The organism is Stenotrophobium rhamnosiphilum, assembly GCF_003052265.1.
GTDB lineage: Bacteria > Pseudomonadota > Gammaproteobacteria > Nevskiales > Nevskiaceae > Stenotrophobium > Stenotrophobium rhamnosiphilum.
In genome coordinates, this window is sequence record NZ_QANS01000003.1 from 626,252 (window position 1) to 648,022 (window position 21,771).

Sequence of the window (21,771 nt, forward strand, 5' to 3'; positions counted from 1 at the left end):
GGGGTGTTGCTGCGGGTTTGGCGTTGTGAAGTAATCAACGACGGATCTGGCCAGCACCAAATATGGGCTGGGGAGAGACGCGGCGCAGCTGTCGCGTATTAAAGAATTATTGTCGAGGCCCGCGTGGCGCGCGGGTTTTTGCGGGTGTTAAGCCCGCCGCAGAGTGCCATTGGGAGATGCATGATGTTGAGCAAAAGTGGACTTCGGGGATGGTTGGCGCGTAGCGCCGCATTGATGACGTTGTGGTCCCTCGCGAGTGAGGCAGTAGCCTTTACTGGCGAAAAGTGGAACATGACGCAGGGCGTAACTGCGATCAGCCATGAGGTCTACAAATTGCACATGGCAGCGTTCTACGTCTGCTGTGTCATCGGCTTCATCGTGTTTGGCGCGATCATCTACTCGATCATCAATCACCGTCGCTCGAAGCATCCGAAGCCGGCTGATTTCCATGAATCGACGCTCGTCGAAATCATCTGGACGGCGATTCCTTTCGTCATCCTGATCGGTCTGGCGATTCCTGCCGCCGGTACGCTGATCAAGATGGAAGACACGCGTAACTCCGAGCTCACCGTCAAGGTCACTGGCTTCCAGTGGAAATGGCAGTACGAATATCTCGGCGAAGGCGTGAGCTTCTATTCCACGCTCTCACAGGAATCCAACGTTGCACGTCAGCTGGGTTCCGGCATCGACGTCAACACCGTTCCTAACTATCTGGTCGACGTCGACAACGAACTGGTTCTGCCGGTTGGCAAGAAAATTCGTTTCGTCATCACCGCCAACGACGTGATTCACGCGTGGTGGGTACCTGCACTGGCGATTAAGAAAGACGCCATCCCTGGCTACGTGAACGAAGTCTGGACCAAGATTGACGTCCCCGGTACCTACCGTGGCGTTTGCGCTGAACTTTGCGGTCGCGATCACGGCTTCATGCCGATTGTTGTTCGCGCAGTTTCAGAAGCCGAGTACAAAACTTGGCTCGAAGGTAAGAAGAAAGGCGCTGGCGTTGAAGTCGCTCCAGCCGCTGCTGCACCGGTCGCTGCTCCAGCAGCCGAAGCCGCTCTTCCAGTCGCTGCTCCAGCTGCTGCTAAAGAGCTGAGCAAGGATGAACTGGTTGCAGCTGGCGAAAAGGTTTACACCGCAAATTGCGCGGCCTGCCATCAGGCTACTGGCGCAGGTCTGCCACCTAACTTCCCAGCACTCAAGGGCGACAAGGTTGCCAATGGCCCGGCTGAAGGCGTCATCAAGCAGGTGCTAAATGGTAAAAACTTGATGCCTCCGTTCAAGCAGCTCAGCGATCAAGATATCGCCGCCGTAGCCAGCTATGTGCGCACGTCGTGGGGCAATAAGGGTAGCGTTGTTACGGCTGAAGCCGTCGCTGCCGCACGTAAGTAAAAAGAACAGTAAGGTTTAGGAGTAGCCATGGCTCACGCTCACCACGATCACGCAGATCACGGACACGACGATCACGCGCACGGCCCCGATAAGGGCATCATGCGTTGGATCAAGACCACCAACCATAAAGATCTGGGTACCTTGTACCTGTTCTTCTCGTTCACCATGTTCTTCATCGGCGGCTTGATGTCGCTGGTGATCCGCGCTGAACTGTTCCACCCGGGCCTGCAGTTCGTTGATCCAGAACTGTTCAACCAGATGACCACCATGCACGCGCTGGTGATGATCTTCGGCGGCGTTATGCCGGGCTTCGTTGGCCTTGCGAACTGGATGGTGCCCATGATGATCGGCTGTTCAGATCTGGCGCTGCCTCGCGTTAACAACTGGGGCTTCTGGCTGCTGCCGTTCGCCTTCACCATGCTGATCTCGACCCTGTTTCTCCCAGGCGGCGCGCCTGCGGGTGGCTGGACGATGTATCCGCCCTTGGTTCTGCAAACGGGCGATGCATTCCCGCTGTTGATCTTCGCAGTTCACTTGATGGGTATCTCCTCGATCACCGGCGCGATTAACGTCGTTGTGACGATTCTGAACATGCGCGCGCCCGGCATGTCGCTGCTGAAGATGCCGCTGTTCGTCTGGACCTGGCTGATCACCGCGTACCTGCTGATCGCAGTGATGCCAGTGCTCGCCGGCGCCGTGACGATGTTGCTGACCGACAAGTACTTCCACACCAGCTTCTTCTCGGCTGCAGGTGGTGGTGACCCGGTGATGTTCCAGCACATCTTCTGGTTCTTCGGCCACCCCGAGGTTTACATCATGATTCTGCCGGCGTTCGGTATTGTCAGCACGATCATCCCGACCTTCGCTCGCAAGACCTTGTTCGGTTACGACTCGATGGTGTACGCCACCGCGTCGATCGCATTCCTCTCGTTCATCGTTTGGGCGCACCACATGTTCACCGTCGGCATGCCGCTGGCTGCTGAACTGTTCTTCATGTTCGCCACCATGCTGATCGCCGTGCCTACGGGCGTGAAGGTCTGCAACTGGATGGCCACGATGTGGCGCGGTTCGATGACTTTCGAAACGCCGATGCTGTTCGCCATCGCGTTCGTGTTCCTCTTCACCATCGGCGGTTTCTCAGGCGTGATGCTCGCGCTCACACCTGTCGACTTCCAGTATCAGGACACCTACTTTGTTGTCGCTCACTTCCACTACGTGCTGGTGCCGGGCGCTGTGTTCTCGATCATCGCCGCTGTGTACTACTGGATCCCGAAATGGACTGGCCGCATGTACAGCGAAAGCGCTGGCAAGTGGCACTTCTGGCTGTCTGCAATCTTCATCAACCTGACCTTCTTCCCGCAGCACTTCGCGGGTCTGGCAGGCATGCAGCGTCGCGTTCCGGATTACGCCGTGCAGTTCACCGACATGAACGTGCTGTCGACCGTCGGTGCATTCGGTTTCTTCCTTGCTCAGTTCATCTTCATCTTCAACATGCTCGGTAGCTGCTACGGCTGGTTTGGCCGTCAGCGCAATCTGCCTGATCGTGTTTGGGAAGGTGCCAAGGGCTTCGAGTGGATCGTGCCTTCACCAGCGCCGTACCACACGTTTGAAGATCAGTATCCGCTGCCGGATGCTGAACTCAGCGTGCATCACGACGCCAAGCATTAATCCGACTTCAATCATGTCCCTGCGCTGCTAACGTGGCGCAGGGCATTTGAGTAGAGACAGACACATGACGACATCAGTAAAGCAGGGCGCCAAGACGGTAATGACTCCGGAATTGGCTAAGCGCAATGTCATTGTCGCGCTGGTTCATCTCGCGATTGTTCTGGGAATTCTCGGTGCCTTTTTTTGGTCCGTTAGCCACCGCTAATGACTGACGAGGGCAACCAGCAGCAAGAGAAGCGTCAGCATTTATCGCGACTGCTTCTGTTGGTCGCTGGCATGTTTGGGTTCGGCTTTTTGCTCGGACCGTTGTACACAGCAATTTGTGAAGCGACCGGTGTTAACGGTCGTATGAAGGTTGAAGCAAGTCAGGTGCAAGCCGGTGTTGTTGATACCAGCCGCACGGTGACAGTGGAATTTGTAACAACGGTGAATGGAAGTCCGCTGTGGAAGTTTTCAGCTGAGCAGCCGAGCATCAAAGTGCATCCGGGCCAGTTGTACACAGTGAATTTCTACGCCAAGAACACGCAGAACATGGATTTGGTAGCGCAGGCGGTGCCGAACATTGCACCAGGATCTGCGGCGCCACATCTGAGAAAGACGGAATGTTTTTGCTTTAACCAACAGCCCTTCAAGGCCGGTGAAGAAAAACATATGCCGGTGAAGTTTATGTTGGACCCGGCGTTGCCGAAATCGATTGATACGGTAACGTTGTCGTACACGTTTTTCGATGCGACGCATCTGGCCGCGCAAAGCGCTACCAAGCCTCGCAGTTAAGCTAAAAAAATTAAGTTAAATCAGATTTAAAGAGGGATAAAAATGGCGAACCACGCTGCGGCTCCTGCCCACTCCGATAATCCACGCTATTTCGTGCCGGCGCCTAGCGCTTGGCCGTTCATGCTGACAATAGCGCTGGTCGCCATTGTTTATGGCTTTGGCGCTTTCCTTGAAGAACGCGCGATTCCGACTCAGCCGCTGATCATCGGTGGTTTTGTGCTGGCGATCTCCGTGATCTATCTCTGGTTCCGCGGCATTGCACGCGAGAGCGAAGGCGGCATGTACAGCGCGCAGGTTGATCGCACCTACCGTTGGGGCATGAGCTGGTTCATCTTCTCGGAAGTCATGTTCTTCGCTGCATTCTTCGGCGCACTGTTCTATGCACGCGAACTGTCGCTGCCTTGGCTCGCTGGTATCGGCGCCAAAGAATCGACCAACGTGTTCCTGTGGCCGGGCTTCGAAAATGTTTGGCCTTCCAACGGTCCAGCAGCACTCGGTGGCAGCTTCAAAACCATTCCTGCATTCGATGTGCCTTTGGTTAACACCATCATCCTGCTGACCTCCGGCGTCACCATCACCATGGCGCACCACGCGCTGAAAGAAGGCAAGCGCACCGCATGCATTCTGTGGATGTGGGCAACGGTTGCTCTTGGCGCTGGCTTCTTGTTCTTCCAGGCTGAAGAATATATTCACGCTTACACCGAACTGAACCTGACGCTCGGATCGGGCATCTACGGCTCCACGTTCTTCATGCTTACCGGCTTCCACGGCATGCACGTGACGCTCGGTACGATCATGCTCGCCGTGATCACGATGCGCCTGATGAAAGGCCACTTCAAACCAGACAGCCACTTCGGCTTTGAAGGCGTGGCTTGGTACTGGCACTTTGTGGACGTGGTATGGCTCGGTTTGTTTATCGTTGTTTACTGGCTGTAAAACAACGCGCAAGAAAATAAAAAGGGCGGCCAATGGCCGCCCTTTTTTGATGGGCAGGATGCCCGAATGTCGCGGGCGCAGGATGCGCAGGAGCGACACATTGTCATTTAAGGTTCAGTGCATTGAAGGCGCAGCGTGCGGATGAATCCAGCCCATGCTGTAGGCCACGACCACAAAGATGACCAAGGTGACCGACAAGGCCACGCGCAGCTTGAGCAGCATCAGCGTGCGACGCTTGCTGCTTTCGTCCTTCACTAGAAAGAAGACGCTGCTGAATAAGGTGGCGAGGACCGCGAGAAGTAAGGCGATCACGACAATTTTGGTAAGCATGGGCGTCACAGTGTCAGGCGGGCAGCGATGATAGCCCGATGATGGTTTGAACTGAACTTGTGTGATGCCTACGGCTCCAAGCGGGCAGATCGATTTAATGGAAACGATGCTGTTTTAATTGATTGTGCAATATTTAAATAAAATGTCATTAACTCACAATCTGCAGGGCCGAATCATGGCCTGCGGGTGGCTGCGCTAATGGCCCGCCGGCAATTTCGACCGCCGCTATGGGCTGTGCTGGGCATGGTGCCTGGGCTGGCTTTGCTGGTGTCGCTGGGAACCTGGCAGTTACATCGCGGACAAGACCGAGCCGCGATGCTGGCGCAGTACGCCAGCGCGGGAGAGCAGGCGGCAGTCGCATTCGACCCGCATCAGCCTGCAACCAAGCAGCCGGTGCATGTGCAATTGCGCGGACACTTTGAAGATCAACGCCAGCTCTTGCTCGACAACCAATCCAATCAAAAGCGCCCAGGCTATGAAGTGCTAACGCCGCTGCGCTTGGCAGACGGCACCTTGCTGCTGGTCAACCGCGGCTGGATTCCGCAAAGCGGCACGCGCGATCAACCGCCATCGCCAGCTGCACCGCAGGGCGAGCAACAAATCAGTGGCTATTGGCACGCGCTGCCTGAACCCGGCATGCGCTTGGGCCAGCCCGCTTGCGAGAAGGCCACTCGTTTTCCGCAGATCGTGAATTATCCAAATGTCGCTGAGCTGCGCTGTACGCTCGGCGAAGCCGTACTCAATGGCGATGTGTTGCTCGATGCCAACGTCGAAGGCGGCTTTGTCCGTGAATGGAATTTCGACAATGGCTTTCCGCCTTCCCGTCACTATGGTTACGCTGCGCAGTGGTACGCGCTGGCGTTAACGCTCATTGCCTTCTTCATCAAGCTGAACCTGAAACGATCTCATGACTGAACCAACTGCTAATCGTCCTGCTACGCCCGGCCGCGGCCCGTTTCTATTGCTCGCTGCGCTGTTCTTTGTGCCGCTGTTTACGGCGTATGCGCTGTATTTCGTCTGGCCTGAATTCCGCCCCAAGAACACCACCAACTACGGTGTATTGGTGGTGCCCGTGCACGCGCTGCCGGCGATGACCTTTACCGACGTAGATGGCAAAGCGCAGAGCGAGACGCTGTTCAAAGGCCACTGGAGCGTGGTCTATATGGCCGGTGCAAGCTGCGACAACGCCTGCGTTGCGCGCGTCATCATGGTTCGTCAGATTCGCCTGCTGCTGGCCAACGAGCGCTCACGCGTAAAGCGCGTCTACATCACGGCCGACGCTAACGCGCTGCAGGCTGCGAAAACCCAGTTTGGTAGCGAGCAGCCTGATCTGGAGTATCTGGTCGATAGCGGCGCTGCTGGTAGCCGTGCAGCGGACGTATTCAAGCCGACGGATCCCAATGCCCTGTACCTGATCGATCCACTGGGCAACTGGTTCATGGTGTATCCGTCCAGCAAGGACGACTACAAGCTGATCCTCAAAGACATCAAACGCCTGCTCAAACTATCAATGATCGGCTAAGCCGATGATCGGTTAAAATTCGCGCCCGCAACGCATCCGCCCCATATCGGTCACCGTCATGCTTTGGTTCCGCCGCATTACCTCATTCGCCTTGGCGCTCTGTTTCGTCGTGATCGTGGTGGGCGCTTATGTGCGCTTATCCGACGCGGGTCTTGGCTGCCCTGATTGGCCCGGCTGTTACGGCCATCTTGGCGTGCCTGATGCACCGCATGAAGTGGCGCATGCCGAACAACAGTTCGCGCAGCCAGTTGAAGCGCATAAAGCGTGGAAAGAAATGTTCCACCGTTACATCGCATCCACACTCGGCGCATTGATTGTGCTGCTGGCCGTGATGAGCGTGTTCCTGCGCAAACAAGGTGTGCCGCGAGTGCTGCCCTGGTTGCTGGTTGGCGCGGTACTAATGCAAGGCGCACTCGGCGCATTCACCGTGCTGTGGAAAGTAAAACCGCTCACCGTCAGCGCGCACTTGTTGATGGGTTTAATGACCTTGTCGATGTTGCTGTGGCTGCGCTTGTCTCTCGCGTTTGCCAAGCCTGAAGAGTCGCCCGCAAGCGCCGATCGCGAACTGCGTAACGAGCGTCATGCTTGGAGCGCGATGCAGGAAAAAGGCAGCGCTGTATTGTCAGCTGTTGCGCCACGTGGATTGCGTCGATTCGCTGCGCTCGCAACCGTACTCGTCGTTTTGCAAATCTTTCTTGGCGGCTGGACCAGCAGCAACTACGCTGCGCTCGCATGTCCAGATTTCCCAACCTGTCACGGCAGTTACTTGCCTGAAACCGACATCAAAGAAGCGTTCACGATGTGGCGCGGTCTTGGCGTTAATTATGAAGGCGGCGTGCTCGATAATCGCGCGCGGGTGACCATTCATTATTTCCATCGTGTCGGCGCACTCGCCGTAACGATTACCTTGTTGGTGCTGGGCGCTTGGCTGCTGCTGCAAAAGCATCCCCTGTGGCGTCGACTCGGCGCAGTCGTCATTGCGGCGCTCGTGCTGCAAGTATTGCTCGGCATCACCATCGTTAAATTGCAGTTGCCTTTGTTCCTTGCGGATATGCATAACGCAGGCGCGGCACTATTGTTGATGACGATGGTGACGCTCAACTTCTTTGTGCGCAGGGCGGAGCAACAGTGACAACAGTGGACACGCCCAAGCAGGCTTCACGCCTCCACGAGTATTACGAGCTGTGTAAGCCGCGCGTAGTCATGTTGATCGTGTTCACCGCGATCATCGGTATGTTCCTCGCAGTGCCCGGTATGCCACCGTGGAGTGCGTTGATCTGGGGCACGGTCGGTATCACGCTGCAAGCTGCTGCGGCTGCTGCGGTGAATCAAATCATTGATCGCAACGTTGACGCACGCATGGCGCGCACCTGCGGCCGTCCCTTGGTAACGGGCACGCTCGGCATGACCGAGTCGATTGCCTTCGCAACCATCATTGGCCTCATTGGTTTCGCAGTGCTGTGGTTCTTGGTCAATCCGCTCACCGCTGTGCTGACGCAGTTCACGCTGATTGGCTACGCCGGTATTTACACGCTGTATCTGAAACGCGCGACACCGCAGAACATTGTGATTGGTGGTGCGGCTGGTGCGGTTCCACCAGTGCTCGGTTGGGTTGCAGTAACAGGGCAGGTTGATCCGCATTCACTGCTGTTGTTCCTGATCATCTTCATCTGGACGCCGCCGCATTTCTGGGCGCTCGCCATCGAGCGTCGCGATGAATACGCTAAGGTTGATATCCCGATGCTGCCGGTTACACACGGAATCGAATACACACGTACGCAGGTTTTGCTCTACACCGTGCTCTTGCTGATCACGAGCATTCTGCCGTTTGTTTTTGGCATGAGTGGGCTGATTTATTTTGTTGGCGCGATGGTGTTGAGTTTGATCTTTTTGTACTACGCGATCTTGCTCAAGTTTGCGCCGAAGCCGGGTTTGCCGATGAAGACGTTCGGTTATTCGATTGTCTATCTGATGGGCATTTTCTCGCTGTTGTTGCTGGATCATTACGTCCGCTTTTAGCGGCCGTTTAGCTACTGCCTGCTCTTCTTTGCGGCGGCGTCTTTCGCGCTGAGGCGCGAGTGACTTTTCTTTGCGTGCCCAAAGAAAAGTAACCAAAAGAAAGGGCACCCTGCGACTACGCCGGAACAAAAAGCGTTCCGGTTCCCTGCGCTTCTCGCACTGATCGGGGTGCGTGACAGGCCATCCATGGCCTGGCACGCACGCTCGCTCGGCTCCTGCCTCGCCCGACGCAAAGCGTCGGCAATATCCGATCAGTGCTGTGATGCTCGGCGTTGTCGAAGGGAACCCGGCAAAGCAAAGCCACTTGTACATCTCATTAGCTAGCGAGCGAATGTGCCGTGATGAAGTGATTGATGTGATCAAAAGTGCTGCAAACACTTTTACTGTTCTCAAGAACCGCTCAAGCCTTTGAGGAGATCCCCGCAACATTCACAGCAAGAGTCGCTTTGCTTTTGATGTCGGGCCCCTTCGGCAGCGCCGAGCATCGCAGGCTTGGTCGGTTAATAGCCGCGCGAATAGCGCGGGCGAAGGCAGGATGCCGAAGCGTGCGTGTCTGGACAGGGATGTCCTGTCACGCACCCAGGCCAAGACGAGAAGCACAGGGAATCGGAACGGTTTTTTGTTCCGACGCGTACGCAGGGTGTGTTTTCTTTGGTTACTTTCTTTGCACAAGCAAAGAAAGTAACTCGCACGGCGTGCGAAACACGTCACCTCAAAGAACAACAGACAGTAGCCTCGCGAAGCGTGTGCTGCACTTTAAGAGATTGCATCTCAGCGCGAACACCTCCGCTCCTGCGCATCCATGCGCCCGCGAAGGTACCGTACATCCTGTACATAAAATCGGCGCCGAAGCGCCGATTGATTAAAAGCTTTTAACGTCTACGCGGCGGACCACCGCGACCAGCTCCCGGACGCCCAGCGCCAGGACGGCCTCCACCAGGCCCCCCACGACGCGCTCCGCTAGGCGGACGACGCTCTGGACGCGCGCCCTGAACGAAGTTTTCCTTCTCCATCAGATCGCTGGCATCGTGGTCAACCGGAATGCGCATGCCGATATAACGCTCGATATCCGGCAACGAATACACATAAGTTTCGCAGCAGAATGAAATTGCATCGCCCGTCGTGCCTGCGCGTGCAGTACGACCAATACGGTGAACGTAATCTTCCGCATCTTGCGGCAAGTCATAGTTGATGACGTGCGACACGGCAGGAATGTGCAGCCCACGTGCAGCAACGTCAGTCGCAACGAGCACCGGCAATTTGCCGTCTTTGAAATCCTGCAGCAGACGTTCGCGTTTATTTTGCGCAACGTCGCCAGAAAGAGTCGCCGCTTCAAAGCCATTGGCCTTGAGCGTGTTCTCAACCTGTTCGGCATCGCGCTTCATGTTGACGAACACGAGCGTGCGCAGTGGATCGTGATGGCGCAGCAGGCCGATCAGCAGGCGCTGTTTGTCATCGTTGGCAACGTGCACCAATGTCTGACGTACACGCTCAGCGGTGACTTGGTCCGGCTCAACCTCGACCTTGGTCGGGTTGTTCATGTGTTCATACGCAAGCTCCAACACGCGGTGCGACAGCGTGGCGGAGAACAGGTAGTTTTTGCGTGCGGCAGGCGCAGGCATTTTGCGGATCAGATAACGGATATCGGCAATAAAGCCGAGATCAAACATGCGATCCGCTTCGTCCAACACCAGCACCGCAATCTGTTTGAGATTGAAGATGTCTTGCTTAAAGTAATCAATCAAACGACCCGGCGTGCCGATCAGAATGTCGAGGCCGTTGGTGATTGATGTGCGCTGCGCGTCATAGCCAGTGCCGCCGTAAACCACCGACATGCGCAGGCCGGTTTCAGAACCGAGCTGTTCAGCGTCTTTGAAAATCTGAATCGCGAGTTCACGTGTCGGTGCGAGCATGATCGCGCGCGGCTGATTTACGTCGGCGCCTTCGGCGCGCGGGGTATTCAGCAGATGATTCATTGCGGCGAGCAAGAAAGCGGCAGATTTGCCCGTGCCGGTTTGTGCCTGACCTGCGAGATCTTCGCCATTGAGCGCGCGCGGTAGCGTTAGCGCTTGAATCGGCGTGCAGTTGGTGTAGCCGAGTTTCTGGAGTCCTAACTGTAAGGAAGGGTGCAGAGGTAAATCGGCAAAAGCGGTATCACTAAGATGAGCAGGTTGCATGGATTCAACAATAATAAAAGGTGGGAGGAACGGCGGCGCTTGCATTCGGCATTGACTTAGTGCTGAAATAGCACCCATACAAACGGCTGCATGGCGCTGATCGACGTTTAATCGATATCAAGCCCTGACTTAACAGCCCCGCGTCAGTTCCCCGCGAACAAGCCATCATAACCATCTAAGTGCATTTTTGCCCGCTTGATTGGGCATGACTTAGCCCCATCTTCAGCAAACGCGCGTGCCTTCGCGCTATCAACTCTCCCACGAGGCCCACCCATGAGTGAAAATATCAGCGCTGTAACCGATGCCAGTTTTGAACAGGACGTGCTCAAGAGCACTACGCCGGTTCTGGTCGATTTTTGGGCAGAATGGTGCGGCCCTTGCCGCATGATCGCCCCGATCCTGGAGCAGGTTGCTGGCGAAACTGCTGGCAAGCTCAAAGTCGTCAAGCTCAACGTTGACGAAAACACCGCCACGCCAGCCAAGTTCGGCATCCGCGGTATTCCTACCCTTTTGTTGTTCAAAGATGGCCAGATCGCTGCGACCCAAGTTGGTGCAGTGCATAAGGCTCAGCTCACCGCTTTTGTAACGCCACATTTCAATATCGCATGATTAAACATCGCCGCCGTCATCCCAACGGCCGTAACAATGGTGGACGTGGAGGCCAGGGTAACGGCCAAAACGGCAACAATGGCAACAACGGTCAGCAGAATCGGAACTCGCGCGAAGGCTTGCCTTCAGACGCCGATCTCGAAGCCGAAGAGCTAGCAGCGTATCCGGAGGCCTTGCCCCAAGACAGCGGAGCACTGACCACTGACCCGGATGCGCCGCGCCCACCACCGCCGCAGATGTCTGACGACGGCGATGCAGAAGGTAATGGCAACAACGGCGAACCGCGCCAGCAGCACGAACAGCGGTCGATGGAACCACCCAAAGTGGTTCGCATCGCTGAACTGAAAAAGAAAACCGCCGCCGAGTTGTTGGAACTGGCGGAATCGCTGGGTCTTGAGAACATCGCTCGCGTCAAAAAGCATGATCTCGTCTTCCAGTTGCTCCGTGCCGCAGGTCGTCGCGGTGAGCACATCCAGGCCGAAGGCGTTCTGGAAATCATGTCGGACGGTTACGGCTTCCTTCGCGGCGCTGACAGCTCTTACGCTGCGGGTCCGGATGACGTTTACATCTCACCCTCACAAATTCGCCGTTTCAGCTTGCGCACAGGTGACACCGTCACCGGCCGCGTACGTTCGCCGAAAGACAACGAGCGCTATTTCGCGCTGCTGAAAGTCGACACCATCAACTACGAATTGCCAGAAGTTTCCAAGCGCAAAGTGTCGTTTGAAAACCTCACGCCGCTGTTCGCGGATGAGCAGCTCAAGATGGAGCGCGGCAACGGCACCACCGAAGACATCACCGCTCGCGTGATCGACTTGGTTGCGCCATTTGGTAAAGGTCAACGTGGTCTGATCGTGTCACCGCCGAAAGCCGGTAAGACGATCATGATGCAGAACATCGCTCAATCGATTGCAGCCAACTACCCAGACGTTTATCTCATCATCCTGCTGGTTGATGAACGTCCAGAAGAAGTCACCGACATGCAGCGCAGCGTGCGCGCCGAAGTCATTTCATCGACCTTCGACGAACCTGCAACGCGTCACGTGCAGGTGGCCGAAATGGTCATCGAAAAAGCCAAGCGCCTTGTTGAACACAAGCGCGACGTCGTTATTCTTCTCGACTCCATCACGCGTCTTGCACGCGCCTACAACACCGTTGCGCCTTCATCGGGCAAGGTGCTGACGGGTGGTGTTGATGCCAACGCATTGCAGAAGCCAAAACGCTTCTTCGGCGCCGCGCGCAACATCGAAGAAGGCGGCTCACTCACCATCATCGCAACCGCGCTCGTTGAGACCGGCAGCAAGATGGACGAAGTGATTTACGAAGAGTTCAAAGGCACCGGCAACATGGAGCTCCAGCTGGAGCGCCGCATTGCTGAAAAGCGCATCTTCCCTGCGATCAACATCAACCGCTCCGGTACGCGTAAAGAAGAGCTGATGATGAATCCAGGCGACCTCAACAAGGTTTGGATCCTGCGCAAGCTGCTGCACTCGATGGACGAACTTGCTGCGATGGAACTGCTGCTGGATCGTATGAAGCAGACCAAGACCAACAGCGATTTCTTCGATTCGATGCGTCGCAATTAAGGTTTATTTGCTTCAATAAAAAAGCGCGCCAATGGCGCGCTTTTTTGTTTCTGCTTGTTGGCTGGGTTGCTGCGAAGCAAAACCCAGCGTTCACATTGGCAGAAAAGAAGCGCTGGGTTGATGAAGCCAACCCAGCCTACAAGGTCATGCTTTTCCGGCCAACTGCGCAACAATTCCCGGATTCTCCAACGTCGAAATATCCTGCGTGATTTCTTCGCCCTTGGCGATTGAGCGCAGCAGGCGACGCATGATTTTTCCGCTACGAGTCTTCGGTAGGTTTTCTGCGAAACGAATGTCGTCAGGTTTGGCGATAGCGCCAATTTCCTTGGCGACGTGGTCGCGCAATTCTTTAGAGAGTGCATCCGCTTCTGCGCCTTCAGGGCGTGGGCCTTTGCAGGTAACGAAGGCGAATACGCTTTCGCCCTTCACATCATGTGGACGACCAACGACAGCGGCTTCAGCAACACGTGGATGTGACACCAGCGCGCTCTCGATTTCCATTGTGCCGAGGCGGTGACCGGCGACGTTCAGCACGTCATCGATGCGCCCCATGATCCAGTAGTAACCGTCAGCGTCGCGATGTGCAGAGTCGCCGGCAACGTAGTACTTGTTCTTGAACTGAGCCCAGTAGGCGCTGATGTAGCGATCATTGTCGCCCCAGATCGTGCGCAGCATCGATGGCCATGGTTTGCTGATAACGAGGTAGCCGCCTTGGTCGAGTTGATCGATGAGGTTGCCGCTGTCATCAACAATGCCGGCAGCAATGCCGGGCAGTGGTTGTGTGCAGGAGCCAGGTTTGGTCGGCGTTGCGCCGGGCACGGGGGACATCATGATCGCGCCGGTTTCGGTCTGCCACCAGGTATCAACGATCGGTAATTTTTCTTTGCCGATGACGCGGTGATACCACATCCATGCTTCTGGATTGATCGGTTCACCAACGCTGCCGAGTAGACGCAGTTTCGACAAATCATATTTTGCCGGCCATTCATCGCCCGCTTTCATCAACGCGCGAATGGCGGTTGGTGCGGTGTAGAAAATGGTGACGCCGTGTTCCTGACAGATTTTCCAGAAGCGACCTGCATCTGGAATCGTCGGCACGCCTTCGTACATCAGAATCGTTGCGCCGTTCGACAGCGGGCCATAGCAAACGTAAGAGTGGCCAGTGACCCAACCCACGTCAGCCGTGCACCAGAACACATCGTCATCACGCAGATCGAACACCCACTGACAGCTCACATGCGCGCCGAGCAGATAACCGCCGGTGGAATGCTGAATGCCCTTCGGCTTGCCAGTAGAGCCAGAGGTGTAGAGCAGGAACAGCGGATGTTCTGCTTCTACCCACACTGGATCGCAGCGTTCGGATTGCGTGGCGAGTAGATCGTGCCACCAGATATCGCGCTTCGCGTCCCAATTGACGCTGTGTTTGGTGCGCTGATAGACGATGACTTTCTCGACTGTCTTGCCGCCAGAGGCGAGGGCGTCATCTGTCGCTTTTTTCAGATCAATAATATTGCCGCCGCGATTGCCGCCATCTGCAGCAATGACGAGTTTGGCGCCGGTGTCTTCAATACGATCTTTCAGCGAAGCCGCTGAGAAGCCGCCGAACACCACCGAGTGAATCGCACCAATGCGTGCGCAGGCCTGCATTGCGATGACTGCTTCCGGCGTCATCGGCATGTAGATGATGACGCGGTCGCCTTTAGTGATGCCGAGTGAGAGCAAGCCGTTGGCGAGCTTGCAGACTTCGGCATGCAACTCTTTGTACGTCCAATTGCGCGCATCGCCTTTCTCGCCTTCAAAGCGAATCGCGATTTTGTCGCCGCGAGCACCGAGATGACGATCAAGGCAGTTGGCAGAAGCATTCAGGCGGCCATCATCAAACCACTGATAGTTCGGTGCCTTGCTGTCATCCAGCGTGCGCGTGAATGGTGTTTGCCATGCAATATTCTTGCGGGCCTGATCGCCCCAGAAGCCGACGTGATCTTTGTCTGCTGCTGCGCGCAGAGCGTCGAGCTTCTTAGCGTCTAAACGTGCCTTTTTAACGAACTCGGGACGCGGAGGAAACACGCGCTTTTCACCGAGGACGGACTCAATCTTGTCGCTGCTCATCTTAAGTCTCCAACGCTGTTCAAATTATTTAAGCTGTCGCAAATCATACGGTGACCGGTAGCATCGTCAATTGCTCCGGAAAGTACACCTACCCATTTCGGCCAGTTTGGTGTTTTTTCCGGCCAAATTTTAGACATTGACGCAATAAGCCCCAGTCACCATCGGTAGCTGGTCAGCGGTGATGATGCCCGGCGCCGCGGCAAATACATGCGGGATCGCATGAATCATCGGCATCGCCGTCAATGTGGCCGGATCGAAATCACGGGTGCCACCGGTTTGCTGATATTTGCAGCGGATATTCGGCACGCCCTCAATCTCAATCAGCCAGCCTTCTTCCACTGGCCAGTTCGGTTCAAGCTTGGTGCCGAGTTTCCACGCGACTTTCAGCTCGATTACGGCCTTGCCCTTTACACGAGCTGACCAGCAGCAACGCAGGCCGCTGATGCAGCCTTTCCCAATCTTCATATAACCAAGATCGACATCTTCAGTCGCAGCGGCGTATTCAACATCAAAGCGAATTTCGTCGACTTCAATCTTCAGCGCGTTCGCCATCATCTCCACCGCTTCCTTGAACGAAGGCATCGCGCGTTCGGCGAGTGGCGGTGCTGCAGGATCATCGACTCGCAAGCCAAAGCCAATCGCTTCCCATGTGCCGGCAGATTCGTAAGGCGTTGCGTCGACCGATTCCAAAACTGAAATCTTGTCGATGCGTGAACAGCCAGCAGAAGCCACCAGCGCAAATATATTGGCGTGGCCAGGATTCACGCCACCACCGTAAATGGAAGAGCCACCTTTAATCGTTGCAGCACGCAAACGCGCGACTTCATCTTTGCCAAACTGCGTGCCGGTCATGAAGTACGCAGTAGAAACAATGTCGCAACCCGATGCGAGAATTTTCTCCATCTCATCGATGTTCGGAAATTGCGGCATGTAGCAAACACAATCAGGCTTGAGCGTGAGTAAGGCATCGATATCGTTGGTCGCTTTAATGCCGAGTGGTTCCATGCCGCAAAGCGTGCCAACGTCTTGTCCCACTTTATCTGTTGCGTGGCAGTAACAACCGACAAGCTCCATCAGCGGATGCGCAACGATGGCGCGAACGGATGGTTTGCCAACGACGCCGGTGGTCCATTGCACAACTTTAATCTTGGACATGCACTTTCCCCTGCTGAGTAGATGACGCCTGTATGCGGCGTTTGTGCCTGATCATACGTTTGCCCAGCGTAGGAACAGCTCAGCCGAACTAATTAGTTATGGTGTTAAAAAAGGCCCCGTGAATCGGGGCCTTTTCCGTCATTCCAGCATCAGTCGTCAATAGGACCGCCTTTGGTGTCACGCAAGAACAGCGTGCCGATCACTAGCGTCATTACTGCCACGATGATGGGATACCAGAGGCCGTAGTAGATATCGCCTTTCCAGCTCACTAACGCGAACGCGATGGTTGGTACAAAGCCACCGAACCAGCCGTTACCGATGTGATACGGCAGTGACATCGAGCTGTAGCGAATACGCGTTGGGAACAGTTCAACCAGCCATGCTGCAATCGGGCCGTAGACCATGGTGACGTAAATCACCAGTAGTGCCAGCAGTGCAATCAACATGCCGTGATTGACCTGCGTCGGATCCGCTTTCTTCGGATAGTTGGCAGTCGCCAGTGCATCACCCAACTCTTTGCTGAATGCAGCCTGTCGTTCTTTGAAAGCGGCTTTGTCCATGCCGCCGCCTTCAAATGCGGTGACAACCTTATCGCCAATCTTGATCACCGCCACGCTACCCGCTGGAGCCGCCTCGTTGCTGTAGGGCACGCCGGACTTAGCCAGAACGCTCTTCGTCACATCGCAAGAACCGCTGAAAACTTTCTTGCCGACGGGATCGAACTGGAAGCTGCAGGATTCTGGATCAGCAACGACAGTGACCGGTGCTGTTGCTGCGGCTGCTTCCAGTCCGGGATTCGCGTAATGCGTAATCGCTTTGAAGATTGGGAAGTAAGTGAGCGCCGCAATCAAACAGCCGACCATGACAATCGGCTTGCGACCGATCTTGTCTGATAGCCAACCAAAGAACACGAAGAACGGTGTGCCGATGAGCAGGCCTGCTGCCAGCAGAAGATTGGCAGTAGTCGCATCGACCTTCAGACTTTGCGTAAGGAAATACAGCGCATAGAACTGGCCGGTGTACCAAACCACAGCTTGACCTGCGGTGGCGCCGAACAGTGCGAGCAGCACAATTTTCAGATTGCTCCACTTGGCAAAAGCTTCCGTCAGCGGTGCTTTTGAAGTCTTACCTTCTGCCTTCATTTTCTTGAACAGGGGTGACTCTGAAAGCTGCATGCGGATGTAAACCGAAATGCCTAGCAGTAGTGCGGAAACCAAGAACGGAATGCGCCAGCCCCATTCTTCAAAGGCTTCGTTGCCCAGAGTCAGACGGCAGCCGAGGATCACCAGCAGTGACAGAAACAAGCCGCCGGTCGCCGTGGTTTGAATCCAACTGGTGGCATAGCCGCGGTTGTGGTTGCCGGAGTGCTCTGCAACATAGGTTGCAGCGCCGCCGTATTCACCGCCGAGTGCCAGGCCTTGCAAGAGACGCAGCGTGATCAGAATGATCGGTGCTGCCACGCCGATGCTGGCGTAGTTAGGCAGCACACCGACCAGAAAGGTCGACAGACCCATGATCAGAATCGTGACCAGGAAGGTGTATTTACGACCCACCATATCGCCCAGTCGACCGAAAACCAGTGCACCGAAAGGACGTACCGCAAAGCCCGCGGCAAAGGCGAGCAGTGCAAAAATAAAAGCGCTGGTGTCATTCAGGCCAGAGAAAAATTGCTTGGCAATGATGGCGGCTAGCGATCCGTAGAGATAAAAGTCATACCACTCGAAGACAGTGCCTAGCGAAGAAGCAAAAATCACTTTGCGCTCTTCAGCCTTCGTCACGGTGGGAATTGCGGCGGTGCTGGATTGACTCATGTCTTTAGCTCCTTCTAAAACGTTGCAAGGCTCAAAATGCCTGTAGCGCAATCTAGGTCATGTCATTGCTAGCGTGAACGCGACTTTAGTCGCAAGCGCCGAAATCCGCATCGCTTTCGAATACGACTTTGGTCTAATCTGCATCAAAGTGGTGCCGTGGTTTGATCGTAGTTCTGCACAAGGATAGATTCCGATGCTGCAAAACGGTCTTTTGTTCGTTATCTCAACCGCATACGTGGCTTTGCTGTTTGGCATTGCGCACTATGGTGATCGCGTTGCTGCGCGAGTGCGCATGCCCACGAACAAGCCCTGGGTCTACAGCTTGGCTTTGGGCGTTTATTGCACCTCTTGGACCTACTATGGCGCTGTTGGACGCGCCGCCACCAATGGTTTGGACTTCTTGCCCATCTACTTGGGCCCCATTCTCATTTTTGTATTTGGCGGCAGTTTGATCGCGCGGATCATTCAAGTAGGCAAGCGCCATAACATCACTTCCATCGCCGATTTCATTGGCGCACGTTACGGCCGTCATCAAAGTCTGGCGATGATCGTGACCATCATCGCGATCATCGGTGTGTTGCCATACATCGCGCTGCAACTGAAAGCCGTCGCATTTAGCTTTGATGTGATGACAGGGCCTGCCGCTGAGTGGGACAACGCTCTGCCAGTCGCGATATTGCTCGCTGTTTTCGCCATTCTGTTCGGCACGCGACAAGTGGTCAGCACTGAAAATCACCACGGCATGATGCTGGCCATTGCGTTTGAGTCGGTGGTCAAGCTGTTGGCGTTTCTCGCGGTGGGTCTGTGGGCCTGCTACGGAATGTTTGACGGCATGGGCGATGCCTACACACGTGCGTTGACGCTGCCACAACTGACCGAGCCCTTGCTGCGAGGGAATTGGTGGCTGGGTTTCTTGACGCAAACCGTATTGGCGATGGCTGCGATCATCTGTTTGCCTCGACAGTTTCACGTGACCGTGGTCGAAAATGCCGGCAGCAGCGATTTGCGTACGGCTCGTTGGGTCTTCCCGATCTATCTCGGCTTGATCACTTTATTTGTATTGCCGCTGGCAGCTGCTGGCTTAAGCAGCGCGCAAGTCGGCGCTGCTGATACTTACGTGTTGGCACTGCCACTGGCCCAGAATCAAGACGGCTTGGCGTTGGCGGTGTATATCGGTGGATTTTCAGCCGCGACCAGCATGGTGATCGTCGCCAGCATTGCGCTCAGCACGATGCTCTGCAATGAAGTGGTGATGCCAATTCTGTTGCGCTCTCGTCGTCTCGGTTTGCAGCATCGACAAGATCTCAGCGGCATCATCAAGCTTATTCGCCGCATCGCGATTCTCGCCATCATCGCAATGGCCTATCTCTACTATCGCTTGTTTACCGGGCCGGGCAGTTTGACCTCGATTGGGTTGCTGTCCTTTGCAGCAGTCGCGCAGTTTGCACCTGCAATCGTTGGCGGGATTTACTGGCGCCGTGGTGCATATAGCGGTGCGGTCGCAGGAATCTTGGGCGGCTTTGTCGTCTGGGGCTGGACCTTGTTATTGCCCGCCTTATTGAGTGACAACGCCGCAGCGTCGCAGTTGCTGCAGCAGGGGCCTTGGGGCTGGGCTTGGCTCAGACCGACCGCGCTGTTCGGTGTTGATGGACTGGACGTCATCACACACGGCGCTTTATTTAGTCTTCTGCTCAACATCGCGCTGTACATCGCCGGCTCTGTTTTCGTCGCGCCCGGTTTGCGTGAGCGGCTGCAGGTTTCACGGTTTCTTGATGAGGCACTCATGATGCCGCCTGCACCAACGATGCAGCGCAGCGTCACAGCAACAGTGGGTGATTTTCAAGAACTGCTGGCGCGCTTTGTCGGCGCTGAGCGTGCAGTGCAATTGATTGAGGATTACGCAAAGCAGCACGGGCGCGCGCCTCCAGCTTTGAATGAGCGGGCTGATGCCGAACTTGCACGCTATACCGAACGCTTGCTTGCAGGCGCGCTCGGTGCTGCATCAGCGCGCTTGTTATTGGCATCCGCGTTGAAGGGCCGCGACATGCAGGTTGAAGACGTCATACGTCTGCTCGATGAAACTTCGCACGTTATTCAATTCAATCGAGACCTTCTTCACGCGACATTGGAGCATCTCGCACAGGGTGTCAGCGTGGTGGATGCTGATCTGAAGCTCGTGGCCTGGAATCAGCGTTACGTTGATCTATTTCGTTATCCCCAAGGCCTGATCTTTGTCGGACAACCGATTGAAGAAGTGGTGCACTTCAATGCTGCACGTGGCTTGCTCGGCGAAGGAGATAGTGGCGCACAAGTCGCCCGTCGCTTGCAGCATATGCGTGCAGGTCATGCGTATACGCATCAGCGCGAATTGGCAGACGGAACCGTTCTTGAGATACGCGGAAATCCCATGCCTGGCGGCGGGTATGTGACGAGCTATTCCGATGTCAGCGATTACAAGCGCAGCGAGCGCGCGCTGCAACATAGCAACGAAACTTTGGAGCAGCGTGTTGTCGAGCGCACGCAAGAGCTCACCGCATTGAATCTGGCGTTGGTCGAAGCCAAATCAGCGGCAGAACATGCTGACGAATCCAAAACCCGGTTTCTTGCTGCGGCTTCGCATGACTTGGTGCAGCCTCTGAATGCTGCGCGATTGTTTGTTTCGTCTTTAGATCGGAGCACAGTTCCAGAGCCTGCAGCAGCGCTGATTGGAAAAATTGAAAGCTCATTAAATTCTGCCGAGAGTTTGATTGGCGGTCTTCTCGACATATCGCGACTTGATGCGCATGCACAGGAAGTGCGACTGCAACACTTTCCACTATCGGAACTATTGCAACCGCTGGCTGCGGAATTTGAAGTGCTGGCGAGGGAAGGCGGTTTAGGCTTTCGTTTGGTGCCAAGTGATGTCGTTGTCTACAGTGATATGCAGCTCCTGCGACGCGTGTTGCAAAACTTCTTATCCAATGCCGTTCGTTACACCGGGCATGGATCGGTCTTGATCGGCTGTCGACATGCGAGTGGTGGTGTTCGCATCGAAGTGCGTGACAGCGGCCCCGGCATTGCGATTGAAAAACAGCGCGAGATATTTCAGGAATTCCGTCGCCTCAATACTCAAGATGCGCGCGGTGAGCGCGGACTGGGTTTGGGCTTGGCGATTGTTGAGCGCATTGTTCGCGTACTTAACCATCCGCTGATGCTGCGCTCACGTATAGGTCGTGGCAGCGTATTTGCTGTGACGGTGCCGTTGGGAGATCGCTCACGTATCAGTGTTGTTCCGCAGCGTCCTGCCTTGCGTGACACCAGCGAAATTGTTGGCGCAAAAATTCTATGCATTGAAAACGAACCGGCAGTTCTTGCGGGCATGCAAGCCTTGCTTGCAGGGTGGGGTTGCGAAGTCTGGTCGGCAACTGGATTGCTAACGGCACAAACCTATCTCACCCCGCCGGATTTAGTGCTGGTGGACTATCACTTGGATAACGGCGAAGACGGCATTCATGTCGTGCGTGCATTGCATACGCAGTGGCAACGAGAAGTGCCCGGCATTGTGATCACTGCCGATCACACGCTTGCTGCAAAACAAGCTGCAGCTGCGCAAGGCTACTCACTGTTGCCTAAACCCATTAAGCCTGCCGCGCTACGTGCGTTGATCTCGAGACTGCTTTCGCAGAGAGAGCACGAATAGGCCG

17 protein-coding genes are annotated in these 21,771 nt (G+C 55.5%); 12 read left to right on the forward strand and 5 right to left on the reverse strand.

Annotation, left to right across the window (positions count from 1 at the left end; genetic code table 11):
- The first annotated feature begins 180 nt into the window (after nucleotides 1-180).
- From coxB to CJD38_RS10450, 5 genes are all read left to right on the forward strand, one after another.
- Nucleotides 181-1,392, forward strand: a complete 1,212-nt coding sequence (gene coxB / locus CJD38_RS10435; RefSeq protein WP_240783590.1) for a cytochrome c oxidase subunit II — start codon at nucleotides 181-183, stop codon at nucleotides 1,390-1,392.
- Between the two features lie 27 nt (nucleotides 1,393-1,419).
- Nucleotides 1,420-3,060 (forward strand): cytochrome c oxidase subunit I, encoded by a 1,641-nt coding sequence (locus tag CJD38_RS10440; protein WP_107940261.1) that lies wholly within the window; start codon nucleotides 1,420-1,422, stop codon nucleotides 3,058-3,060.
- Between the two features lie 64 nt (nucleotides 3,061-3,124).
- Complete coding sequence (locus CJD38_RS18440) at nucleotides 3,125-3,265, forward strand: hypothetical protein (protein WP_161554212.1); 141 nt, start codon at nucleotides 3,125-3,127, stop codon at nucleotides 3,263-3,265.
- Nucleotides 3,265-3,834, forward strand: coding sequence for a cytochrome c oxidase assembly protein (locus tag CJD38_RS10445; protein ID WP_107940262.1), 570 nt, complete (start codon nucleotides 3,265-3,267; stop codon nucleotides 3,832-3,834). Before CJD38_RS18440 ends, CJD38_RS10445 begins: the two co-directional genes overlap by 1 nt.
- Before the next feature lie 42 nt (nucleotides 3,835-3,876).
- Entirely contained in the window at nucleotides 3,877-4,770 is an 894-nt protein-coding gene (locus CJD38_RS10450) for a cytochrome c oxidase subunit 3 (protein WP_107940263.1), read from the forward strand.
- Nucleotides 4,771-4,884: 114 nt separating this feature from the next.
- On the opposite strand, the gene CJD38_RS10455 is transcribed toward CJD38_RS10450, so the two are convergent.
- Nucleotides 4,885-5,100, reverse strand: a complete 216-nt coding sequence (locus tag CJD38_RS10455; protein WP_107940264.1) for a twin transmembrane helix small protein — start codon at nucleotides 5,098-5,100, stop codon at nucleotides 4,885-4,887.
- Between the two features lie 198 nt (nucleotides 5,101-5,298).
- Between CJD38_RS10455 and CJD38_RS10460 the strand changes: the two genes are divergently transcribed.
- From CJD38_RS10460 to cyoE, 4 genes are read left to right on the forward strand one after another with little or no spacing between them, the layout of a single operon-like run.
- On the forward strand, nucleotides 5,299-6,015 hold the full coding sequence (locus CJD38_RS10460; RefSeq protein ID WP_107940265.1) for an SURF1 family protein: 717 nt from the start codon (nucleotides 5,299-5,301) through the stop codon (nucleotides 6,013-6,015).
- Nucleotides 6,008-6,622, forward strand: a complete 615-nt coding sequence (locus CJD38_RS10465; protein WP_107940266.1) for an SCO family protein — start codon at nucleotides 6,008-6,010, stop codon at nucleotides 6,620-6,622. The genes CJD38_RS10460 and CJD38_RS10465 overlap by 8 nt, the downstream gene beginning before the upstream one ends.
- A 58-nt stretch (nucleotides 6,623-6,680) precedes the next feature.
- Nucleotides 6,681-7,754, forward strand: coding sequence for a COX15/CtaA family protein (locus CJD38_RS10470; protein ID WP_107940267.1), 1,074 nt, complete (start codon nucleotides 6,681-6,683; stop codon nucleotides 7,752-7,754).
- A 5-nt stretch (nucleotides 7,755-7,759) separates the two neighbouring features.
- Nucleotides 7,760-8,641, forward strand: a complete 882-nt coding sequence (gene cyoE / locus CJD38_RS10475) for a heme o synthase (protein ID WP_107940268.1) — start codon at nucleotides 7,760-7,762, stop codon at nucleotides 8,639-8,641.
- An 872-nt stretch (nucleotides 8,642-9,513) separates the two neighbouring features.
- Here cyoE and CJD38_RS10485 read toward each other — a convergent pair.
- A complete protein-coding gene (locus CJD38_RS10485; protein WP_107940374.1) occupies nucleotides 9,514-10,818 on the reverse strand; it encodes a DEAD/DEAH box helicase in 1,305 nt (434 codons plus the stop codon).
- Between the two features lie 273 nt (nucleotides 10,819-11,091).
- On the opposite strand from CJD38_RS10485, the gene trxA reads away from it, so the two are divergent.
- Nucleotides 11,092-11,427, forward strand: a complete 336-nt coding sequence (gene trxA / locus CJD38_RS10490; protein ID WP_107940270.1) for a thioredoxin TrxA — start codon at nucleotides 11,092-11,094, stop codon at nucleotides 11,425-11,427.
- Between the two features lie 308 nt (nucleotides 11,428-11,735).
- Nucleotides 11,736-13,013 (forward strand): transcription termination factor Rho, encoded by a 1,278-nt coding sequence (gene rho, locus CJD38_RS10495; RefSeq protein ID WP_107940375.1) that lies wholly within the window; start codon nucleotides 11,736-11,738, stop codon nucleotides 13,011-13,013.
- A 144-nt stretch (nucleotides 13,014-13,157) separates the two neighbouring features.
- Here rho and acs read toward each other — a convergent pair whose 3' ends face one another.
- From acs to CJD38_RS10510, 3 genes are all read right to left on the reverse strand, one after another.
- Entirely contained in the window at nucleotides 13,158-15,122 is a 1,965-nt protein-coding gene (gene acs / locus CJD38_RS10500; RefSeq protein WP_107940271.1) for an acetate--CoA ligase, read from the reverse strand.
- 129 nt (nucleotides 15,123-15,251) lie between these two features.
- Nucleotides 15,252-16,277 (reverse strand): NAD(P)H-dependent amine dehydrogenase family protein, encoded by a 1,026-nt coding sequence (locus CJD38_RS10505; RefSeq protein WP_107940272.1) that lies wholly within the window; start codon nucleotides 16,275-16,277, stop codon nucleotides 15,252-15,254.
- A gap of 149 nt (nucleotides 16,278-16,426) precedes the next feature.
- Complete coding sequence (locus CJD38_RS10510; RefSeq protein ID WP_107940273.1) at nucleotides 16,427-18,088, reverse strand: MFS transporter; 1,662 nt, start codon at nucleotides 18,086-18,088, stop codon at nucleotides 16,427-16,429.
- A 193-nt stretch (nucleotides 18,089-18,281) separates the two neighbouring features.
- On the opposite strand from CJD38_RS10510, the gene CJD38_RS10515 reads away from it, so the two are divergent.
- Nucleotides 18,282-21,767: a PAS domain-containing hybrid sensor histidine kinase/response regulator gene (locus tag CJD38_RS10515; RefSeq protein ID WP_107940274.1), complete on the forward strand. Its 3,486-nt coding sequence runs from the start codon at nucleotides 18,282-18,284 to the stop codon at nucleotides 21,765-21,767.
- Nucleotides 21,768-21,771 lie beyond the last annotated feature (4 nt).

Bases quoted from the DNA above. Each gene is read 5' to 3' on its own strand.
- coxB (WP_240783590.1), top strand. From the start codon at position 181: ATGATGTTGAGCAAAAGTGGACTTCGGGGATGGTTGGCGCGTAGCGCC.
- CJD38_RS10440 (WP_107940261.1), top strand. From the start codon at position 1,420: ATGGCTCACGCTCACCACGATCACGCAGATCACGGACACGACGATCAC.
- CJD38_RS18440 (WP_161554212.1), top strand. From the start codon at position 3,125: ATGACGACATCAGTAAAGCAGGGCGCCAAGACGGTAATGACTCCGGAA.
- CJD38_RS10445 (WP_107940262.1), top strand. From the start codon at position 3,265: ATGACTGACGAGGGCAACCAGCAGCAAGAGAAGCGTCAGCATTTATCG.
- CJD38_RS10450 (WP_107940263.1), top strand. From the start codon at position 3,877: ATGGCGAACCACGCTGCGGCTCCTGCCCACTCCGATAATCCACGCTAT.
- CJD38_RS10455 (WP_107940264.1), bottom strand. From the start codon at position 5,100: ATGCTTACCAAAATTGTCGTGATCGCCTTACTTCTCGCGGTCCTCGCC.
- CJD38_RS10460 (WP_107940265.1), top strand. From the start codon at position 5,299: ATGGCCCGCCGGCAATTTCGACCGCCGCTATGGGCTGTGCTGGGCATG.
- CJD38_RS10465 (WP_107940266.1), top strand. From the start codon at position 6,008: ATGACTGAACCAACTGCTAATCGTCCTGCTACGCCCGGCCGCGGCCCG.
- CJD38_RS10470 (WP_107940267.1), top strand. From the start codon at position 6,681: ATGCTTTGGTTCCGCCGCATTACCTCATTCGCCTTGGCGCTCTGTTTC.
- CJD38_RS10485 (WP_107940374.1), bottom strand. From the start codon at position 10,818: ATGCAACCTGCTCATCTTAGTGATACCGCTTTTGCCGATTTACCTCTG.
- trxA (WP_107940270.1), top strand. From the start codon at position 11,092: ATGAGTGAAAATATCAGCGCTGTAACCGATGCCAGTTTTGAACAGGAC.
- rho (WP_107940375.1), top strand. From the start codon at position 11,736: ATGGAACCACCCAAAGTGGTTCGCATCGCTGAACTGAAAAAGAAAACC.
- acs (WP_107940271.1), bottom strand. From the start codon at position 15,122: ATGAGCAGCGACAAGATTGAGTCCGTCCTCGGTGAAAAGCGCGTGTTT.
- CJD38_RS10505 (WP_107940272.1), bottom strand. From the start codon at position 16,277: ATGTCCAAGATTAAAGTTGTGCAATGGACCACCGGCGTCGTTGGCAAA.
- CJD38_RS10510 (WP_107940273.1), bottom strand. From the start codon at position 18,088: ATGAGTCAATCCAGCACCGCCGCAATTCCCACCGTGACGAAGGCTGAA.
- CJD38_RS10515 (WP_107940274.1), top strand. From the start codon at position 18,282: ATGCTGCAAAACGGTCTTTTGTTCGTTATCTCAACCGCATACGTGGCT.